This is a genomic window from Bacillus sp. MUM 13 (assembly GCF_001866725.1).
Classification (GTDB): Bacteria; Bacillota; Bacilli; order Bacillales; family DSM-1321; genus Peribacillus.
The window spans coordinates 1-6,047 of the sequence record NZ_MLYQ01000057.1 but is presented as its reverse complement, the minus strand read 5'-3'; the positions used below and the strand labels follow the sequence as shown (position 1 = coordinate 6,047).

Below are 6,047 nucleotides of genomic sequence, written 5' to 3'. Positions count from 1 at the left end.
ATATATATTATAAGACAAAAATTGGTTCGTAATTCTTATATTATTTAAGTATACCATTTCCTAGTATTCGAGAATCAATATTTTTTCAAAAAACTGACATTATAACACAAATTAAACATAATTTCTAAGTTTTTTTTATTTCTAAAAAAGGAAATACAGAAATCTGTTTAAGAATTATGATGAAAACGTACCAATTCTTACAAAAAAAAAGGAGCGGTTTAAATGAAAAATATGAGTAACAATGAGACGAAACTTATTACAAAAATGCTGGAGGAAGACAATAGATTAATCCAATTAGTCAGTTTAGAAAACGATAAATCGTTCACTTGTGTCGGCAATAATAAAATTGAGTCTCAACTCTTGGTAGCTGCTTATCTTACGGAAAAGAATAAAGTTTGTATGGGACAAAACGCGTTGGAATTAGGAATACATTCTCCAGAGGAAAATACAGAATTTAGAATATTAATAGATAGAACAAAAACAGATAACAGAAAGTTTTATGTATCACTTAATAATGACCATGAATTTTTTAAAGAGAAATCAGACCCTGAATGTTCAGGTGAATTACTTTTACTTTACATTGAAACTCAGGATGTCGCCCAGTTTACTCTATTTAATAATGCGATTATTGATAAGGTAATTGATTTATCTGCCGATTCCCCAAGATCTGTACAAAATTTACGAAATGTATGTCATAACTTCATTAATCTAATGGTTCCTAGAAATCAGTCAGGCGCCGAACAATAAAAAGTTTATTATTTCTTATGCGAAAGGTGGTTCCGATGAAAAACGAATTTACCATTTCAACCGAAGAATATATCCAGGAATATGAAGAATACGATAAGGCGAGAGAGCAATTATTAGCTTTGTATTCGGGCAAGAAGACGAATAAAACTGATCCTGAAATAAAGAACAAAACTAGTGACGATAATTCGTACCACCTGTCTAAATCTAGTGAGTTCCCTCATGACTTTCTCATTGAGGATAGAGTTATCGAAGCTAACAGACAGTACCCTTCGGAAACCGACAACCTGCACCCACAATTAAAAGTAATTCAGCCACCATCTAGTTCAAAGGGAATATTGCTAACAGAAAAAATTTCAGAGATAAGTTTTGATAATCTAAACAATCTTGCCAACAAAAATGATACTTTGCTCTTTAAAGAAAAAAAGAGTCTTCCAATAGAAACTCTGTCTCAAGATAATATCTCTGAAACTGATAACAGGTTTCTGGACAAGTTAACAACTAGTTCTCCAAAGCAGAAAATAAATGAAAATAGTATACCTGAAGTTAAAGAAACCAAAATAAAAAATATTGATTTTTATATATACGAAAAATTAATAGAAATACACAAGTTTAAATGTTTCGAAGGTGAACTATATATTTATGATAATCAGTTGGGATGCTACAGCCTCTTGAATGAAAGACAGTTAAAAGTGATTATAAGAAGCGGTTGGGAAAGAAGTATTGAGCAGCAGCTCACTAAGTTTAAAGTAGATGATGTTATTGACAGATTAAAAAGCAATAAGAACATACAGATTAATGATAATAGTTTTGACAGCCAAACAAGTTATATTAATTTCCTTAACGGTGTATACAGCATAACGGAACAAAGATTGCTGACTCATTCGCCAAAGTATAACTTTACAAACTATATTAATGCTTGTTACAAACGGAATGATCCAAAAGGACAAACTTTCACTAATTTCCTAACCCAGTGTACAAACGGAGAAAAAGAAAAAATTTTAATGCTGCAAGAAATTATAGGATACATTATTTCAAATTACACTACTGCCAAAAAGTTCTTTGTTTTTATAGGCAAACCTCACACTGGCAAAAGCACTATACTAGACGTTTTAAAAGAAATTATCGGAGGACAGTATACAAGCGCGATCCCTCTTCATAGATTAGGGGAACGGTTCATGAAGGCAAGGTTATCTAAGGTCAAGCTAAATATCTCAGGTGAAATAAATGATGGAATACTAAAAGACTTAGACACTATCAAATCATTAACTGGAAATGATGAAATAGAGGCCGAATTCAAAGGTAAAGATTCTTTCTCATTTAAAAACAAAGCTCGTCTGGCATTTGCCGGAAATAACATGCCTTTACTAAAAAGTGCAGATCATTCCTCGGCTTTTTTCGACCGAATGGTAATTTCTATTTTTAATAATACAGTTCCGGCCCATGAAAGAGATTATTATCTCAAAGAAAAACTGCTTGCTGAAAGGGATTATATAGTTTCCTGGGCTGTTGAAGGTTTGCTCAGATTGATAAATAACAATTTTATTTTTACTGAATGTAAAGAGTCAAAGCAATTTAAGATGCAATATATCAAAGAAATGAATACTGTACCTAATTTTTTAGAGACATGCTGCAGTATAGATAAAGATAATGAAGAACTAAAGACACATAAAAGAGATTTATATAGTTTTTACATCAAATTCTGCAAGGACAACTGTTATACTGCTTTAAATAAATATGAGTTTTTTAATGAGCTAAAAAAATTAGACCTAAAAAAGGTGAAATTCAGAATAAACGGTTCCACACCCCTAGAAGGATTTAAAGGTATTACCCTTATAAAATAAAACAACACTTATTTTATCTACGTTTGCTACATGAGCTTTAATTCCAGTACTTTATTGTCCATTTTTTTAATAATACCGTAGATTTTTTAAAATTAATTCTCTAAGAAAAGCTACGTTGACTGCTACAGTAAGTAAGTAAAAAGAGGGACTTTGATTATATATTATTAAAGTGTATTAGGAAATGCTGAAAAACGATTTTTAGGCTTTCAGGCATCTACAAAAACCTTTTATAAGCTTAAGCAGACATATATTGTATTTAGTTATTTGCTAAGTTGTTTAAATCAATATTTAAAACAAGATATGGAGGCAAAGAAAAATGCAACAGCTATCGGTTAATCTCCTTATTCCAATTCCATCCGAAGCAGTCCTTATTTCAAAAATAGAACTTCTAGATCTAAAAAGGCAACAGTTAGTTGGTGTCTTTTGGTCAATGAAAGATCTTGAAAAAAGAGTTAACAGAAAAAATGAATGGATTAAAGAAAATATACTCTATCCAGCCAAATTCAGAAAATTATTAGATGCAGATTTGGGGGGATTTGTTTTCTATCCAAAATCAAAAGGACAAACCTGGTCATTCCATGCTTTAAAAATGGCGGAGTTTTTAGATAAAAATTTTAATCAAATTTTCAAGGGAATATAGAGAGACAATTTGCTAAGATAAAGGTGACCCAACCGGCCGCCTTTATCTTAATAAAAGGCAGGGGTGATTATATGGCTAGTATACAAAAAAGAGGAAGCACTTATCAGTACACTATAAGTCGAATGGTAAATGGAAAACCAAAACCTATAAGAAAAGGAGGCTTTCGAACCAAGAAAGAAGCAAAGATAGCTGCTTCTGAAATAGAAGCACAGTTGCAAAAAGGTATAATCCCTCATTTAAAACCGGTGCCAATTGACGAGTATTTTGATAACTGGGTAAAACTATATAAATCAAATTTGAGTATTACAACACAGCTCCATTATGAATACACATCCAATGCCATAAAAGCCCATTTTGGAAGCAAAGCACTGCAAGAGATCAAAAGACACGATTATCAACTATTTTTAAATGAGTTTGGTTCTAATAAGTCAAAGGAAACTGTGGAGAAACTTAACGCCCATATTCGTGCCTGTGTAAAAGATGCTGTTGAAGAACAAATCATACACCATGATTTCACACGAAAAGCGGTGATAACATGGACAACGCCAAATAAAAAGCCAACAGAAAAACATTTGAATTTCATTGAAAGTAAAATTCTTTTTAAAAGAATTTTGGGTGAGCTCAATAGAAATAAAGGATTAAACTATTCATTATTATTGCTAGGACTGACATCAGGAATGCGTTTTGCAGAAATGGTGGGACTTACTAGAAGGGATTTTAACTTTTCTGATAAGACTATTACAATAAACAAAACTTGGGGATATATGAAGCGAAATCCTAAAGGGTTTGGACCTACTAAAAACGAACAATCAAATCGAATTATTAAAATGGATAGTCTTACAATGGATCACTTCAAGAGTTTGTTTGACTCTTCACCTTCGAATCCATATGATTTAGTATTCTATAGTCCTAATTCTAAATATAAAGTAATAAGCAACACAGCTGCTAATAAGTTGTTAAAGAAGATATTGATTGCGCTTGAAATAGATCCAATTACAATGCATGGACTGCGGCATACTCATGCCAGTGTATTGCTTTATAAAAAAGTATCAATTTATTATGTTAGTGAACGTTTAGGTCATAGCGACATAGATACTACATTAAAAGAATATACACATGTAATAAAAGAATTGCGTGAAGAAGATGAAATAGGAACAGTGAGTACATTTGAAAAAATGGTGGTGTAAAATATGTGTAAAATAGGTTTAATTCCAATCGCGTTCTAACGTATTCTAAAAAAAGAAAAAAGCTCATAAATGCTTATATTTAAGCATTTATGAGCTTTTAACTTAAGTAGTTTTAACTTAAAGATACCGGTGGCCGGGGTCGAACCGGCACTCCAGAAGGAACACGATTTTGAGTCGTGCGCGTCTGCCAATTCCGCCACACCGGCATGTAATTTGGAGGCGGCAACCGGATTCGAACCGGTGGTAAAGGTTTTGCAGACCTCTGCCTTTCCTCTTGGCTATGCCGCCTTAAATATTGGAGCGGAAGACGGGATTCGAACCCGCGACCCCAACCTTGGCAAGGTTGTATTCTACCACTGAACTACTTCCGCAAGATGGCTGGGCTAGCTGGATTCGAACCAACGCATGACGGAGTCAAAGTCCGTTGCCTTACCGCTTGGCTATAGCCCAATATCATTATATTCAACTGAGTAATAATTTATGTTATAAATGGGGCGACTGATGGGAATCGAACCCACGAATGTCGGAACCACAATCCGATGCGTTAACCACTTCGCCACAATCGCCATTATTTTAAAATTGGCAGGGGCAGTAGGAATCGAACCCACACCGGAGGTTTTGGAGACCTCTGTTCTACCTTTAAACTATGCCCCTATAGATGGTGGAGGGGGGCAGATTCGAACTGCCGAACCCGAAGGAGCGGATTTACAGTCCGCCGCGTTTAGCCACTTCGCTACCCCTCCACATAATTAAGTGAATGGTGGCTCGGGACGGAATCGAACCGCCGACACAAGGATTTTCAGTCCTTTGCTCTACCGACTGAGCTACCGAGCCATTATTAATTACAGCTATGTTAAATTTTTAAAATGGCGGTCCCGACGGGAATCGAACCCGCGATCTCCTGCGTGACAGGCAGGCATGTTAACCGCTACACCACGGGACCAGATTGCGGGGACAGGATTTGAACCTGCGACCTTCGGGTTATGAGCCCGACGAGCTACCAGACTGCTCCACCCCGCGATAATATAAATGTTTCTTAAAGATATGGTGGAGGATGACGGGATCGAACCGCCGACCCTCTGCTTGTAAGGCAGATGCTCTCCCAGCTGAGCTAATCCTCCAATATGTAAATGGTGACCCGTACGGGATTCGAACCCGTGTTACCGCCGTGAAAGGGCGGTGTCTTAACCGCTTGACCAACGGGCCAGGTATAATGGCGGAGAGCAAGGGATTTGAACCCTTGAGACAGGGGTACCCGTCTACACGATTTCCAATCGTGCTCCTTCGGCCACTCGGACAGCTCTCCATATGGCTCCGCAGGTAGGACTCGAACCTACGACCGTTCGGTTAACAGCCGAATGCTCTACCACTGAGCTACTGCGGAATAATACCAGCTTGGCGACGTCCTACTCTCACAGGGGGAGAACCCCCAACTACCATCGGCGCTGAAGAGCTTAACTGCCGTGTTCGGAATGGGAACGGGTGTGACCTCTTCGCTATCGTCACCAAACATTTTCCATAAGACATATATTATTATATACCTTATTTCATTATTTTGCAAGAACTTTTTTTGTTCTTTCAAAACTAGATAATAGAAGAAGTACATATCAGGCGTCATTTTGGTTAAGTCCT

At 36.2% G+C, this 6,047-nt stretch carries 4 protein-coding genes, 14 tRNA genes and 1 rRNA gene; 4 read left to right on the top strand and 15 right to left on the bottom strand.

Annotated features, from left to right (window positions below; genetic code table 11):
• Positions 1-222: 222 nt before the first annotated feature.
• The 4 genes from BIV59_RS14725 (at position 223) to BIV59_RS14710 (ending at position 4,415) form a co-directional block, all read left to right on the top strand.
• Positions 223-747, top strand: a complete 525-nt coding sequence (locus BIV59_RS14725; RefSeq protein ID WP_071352218.1) for a hypothetical protein — start codon at positions 223-225, stop codon at positions 745-747.
• 35 nt (positions 748-782) lie between these two features.
• Complete coding sequence (locus BIV59_RS14720; RefSeq protein ID WP_071352217.1) at positions 783-2,588, top strand: DNA primase family protein; 1,806 nt, start codon at positions 783-785, stop codon at positions 2,586-2,588.
• Between the two features lie 316 nt (positions 2,589-2,904).
• Positions 2,905-3,228 (top strand): DUF771 domain-containing protein, encoded by a 324-nt coding sequence (locus BIV59_RS14715; protein ID WP_071352216.1) that lies wholly within the window; start codon positions 2,905-2,907, stop codon positions 3,226-3,228.
• Between the two features lie 71 nt (positions 3,229-3,299).
• A complete protein-coding gene (locus BIV59_RS14710; RefSeq protein WP_071352215.1) occupies positions 3,300-4,415 on the top strand; it encodes a site-specific integrase in 1,116 nt (371 codons plus the stop codon).
• A gap of 124 nt (positions 4,416-4,539) precedes the next feature.
• On the opposite strand, the gene BIV59_RS14705 is transcribed toward BIV59_RS14710, so the two are convergent.
• The 15 genes from BIV59_RS14705 to rrf form a co-directional block, all read right to left on the bottom strand.
• Positions 4,540-4,621 (bottom strand) — tRNA-Leu (locus tag BIV59_RS14705).
• Positions 4,622-4,629: 8 nt separating this feature from the next.
• Positions 4,630-4,703 (bottom strand) — tRNA-Cys (locus BIV59_RS14700).
• A gap of 8 nt (positions 4,704-4,711) precedes the next feature.
• A tRNA-Gly gene (locus tag BIV59_RS14695) sits at positions 4,712-4,786 on the bottom strand.
• A gap of 4 nt (positions 4,787-4,790) precedes the next feature.
• Positions 4,791-4,865, bottom strand: a tRNA-Gln gene (locus tag BIV59_RS14690).
• 40 nt (positions 4,866-4,905) lie between these two features.
• A tRNA-His gene (locus BIV59_RS14685) sits at positions 4,906-4,981 on the bottom strand.
• A 14-nt stretch (positions 4,982-4,995) separates the two neighbouring features.
• Positions 4,996-5,069, bottom strand: a tRNA-Trp gene (locus tag BIV59_RS14680).
• Positions 5,070-5,074: 5 nt separating this feature from the next.
• A tRNA-Tyr gene (locus BIV59_RS14675) sits at positions 5,075-5,158 on the bottom strand.
• 15 nt (positions 5,159-5,173) lie between these two features.
• A tRNA-Phe gene (locus BIV59_RS14670) sits at positions 5,174-5,249 on the bottom strand.
• A 33-nt stretch (positions 5,250-5,282) separates the two neighbouring features.
• A tRNA-Asp gene (locus BIV59_RS14665) sits at positions 5,283-5,358 on the bottom strand.
• A gap of 3 nt (positions 5,359-5,361) precedes the next feature.
• A tRNA-Met gene (locus BIV59_RS14660) sits at positions 5,362-5,435 on the bottom strand.
• A 25-nt stretch (positions 5,436-5,460) separates the two neighbouring features.
• A tRNA-Val gene (locus tag BIV59_RS14655) sits at positions 5,461-5,536 on the bottom strand.
• A gap of 10 nt (positions 5,537-5,546) precedes the next feature.
• Positions 5,547-5,621: transfer RNA gene (locus BIV59_RS14650), tRNA-Glu, on the bottom strand.
• An 8-nt stretch (positions 5,622-5,629) separates the two neighbouring features.
• Positions 5,630-5,721 (bottom strand) — tRNA-Ser (locus BIV59_RS14645).
• 3 nt (positions 5,722-5,724) lie between these two features.
• Positions 5,725-5,799 (bottom strand) — tRNA-Asn (locus tag BIV59_RS14640).
• Positions 5,800-5,808: 9 nt separating this feature from the next.
• Positions 5,809-5,925, bottom strand: a 5S ribosomal RNA gene (gene rrf / locus BIV59_RS14635).
• Positions 5,926-6,047: the final 122 nt, after the last annotated feature.

Bases quoted from the DNA above. Each gene is read 5' to 3' on its own strand.
- BIV59_RS14725 (WP_071352218.1), top strand. From the start codon at position 223: ATGAAAAATATGAGTAACAATGAGACGAAACTTATTACAAAAATGCTG.
- BIV59_RS14720 (WP_071352217.1), top strand. From the start codon at position 783: ATGAAAAACGAATTTACCATTTCAACCGAAGAATATATCCAGGAATAT.
- BIV59_RS14715 (WP_071352216.1), top strand. From the start codon at position 2,905: ATGCAACAGCTATCGGTTAATCTCCTTATTCCAATTCCATCCGAAGCA.
- BIV59_RS14710 (WP_071352215.1), top strand. From the start codon at position 3,300: ATGGCTAGTATACAAAAAAGAGGAAGCACTTATCAGTACACTATAAGT.